1 protein-coding gene is annotated in these 1036 nt (G+C 51.6%); it reads right to left on the reverse strand.

Annotated features, from left to right (window positions below):
- On the reverse strand, positions 1 to 1031 hold a 1031-nt coding region (locus tag D7024_RS14505), incomplete at its 3' end, for an IS110 family RNA-guided transposase (protein ID WP_341467007.1).
- Positions 1032 to 1036: the final 5 nt, after the last annotated feature.

The raw sequence follows: 1036 nt of genomic DNA on the forward strand, positions 1-1036 counted from the left end.
GGCGTATAAAGCTGGTTTGAGCGCAGCAAAGCAAAAACCAGCCGGACCAGTTTTCTGGCGGTAAGGACGAGTGCTCTTTTATGTTTATGCGTACGGGCTTCATTGTACTTGGCCTGGTAGAATTCGCGGTATTCCTGATCATGCACCCTAACCAGGTTAGCTGCCTCCACCAGGTAATAGCGCAAGTACTTGTTGCCGGAGCGAACCCGCGGGGTATCCTGGGCCTTCCACTGGCCGGATTGGTGTTCGTTCCATACCAGACCGGCGTATTTAGCCAGAGCTTTCTGGTTTTTAAACCGGCTGATGTCGCCGATCTCGGCCAGAATGCCAGCCGCATAAACCGGGCCAACACCTTTGATGGAAGTTAAAGTCTGAGGGAAGGCCTCCAGATGCTGGGCAATCAGCTTATCCAACCTTTTCAACTCTGACTGCAGGGCCCGGATGACGCTGATACTGGTAGCCAGGCAGGCGTTAACAGGGTCAGCCAGGGACTTACTCAGGCGATAGGAAGAGCGTGCCGCTTTCTGCAGGGCTTTAGCCACCCCTTCAGCATCCACCAGGCGGTTTTTGCTCTTCTCCTGTAGAAAAGAAACCAGTTCCTCTAAAGGCATGGCAGCAATCTCGTCCGGGGAATAGAATTCCTCTACCACTGCCATGGCCGTAGCGCCGAAGGGATCGGAAAAGATCTTCTCCTGGCGCAGGGAACTGAATTTCAGGAAAAGATTGTTTAAGAAATACATCTTTTCCCGGGCAATCGTCTGGGCTAAGTGAAACCTGGTGCGGGTCAACCGTTGGAGGGCAAGGAAACGTTCGTCCATAAAAACCTCCTCCGGGAGGCGACCGAAGCGCAATTTATCAGCAATAACCCAGGCATCGATATCATCATTTTTGGGCAAGTCATTGTAAGATTTCTTGAAGTTATTGACCGTCCTGGGATTTAAAACATGGATTTGCGGTGAAAACGGGGCCAGTTTCTCCGAGTTTTGGCAAAAAGCGGTCAGGTGGTAACCGTAATTAGAAGTAGCCTCCAGGCCCA

The organism is Desulfofundulus salinus (assembly GCF_003627965.1).
Taxonomy (GTDB): Bacteria; Bacillota; Desulfotomaculia; order Desulfotomaculales; family Desulfovirgulaceae; genus Desulfofundulus; species Desulfofundulus salinus.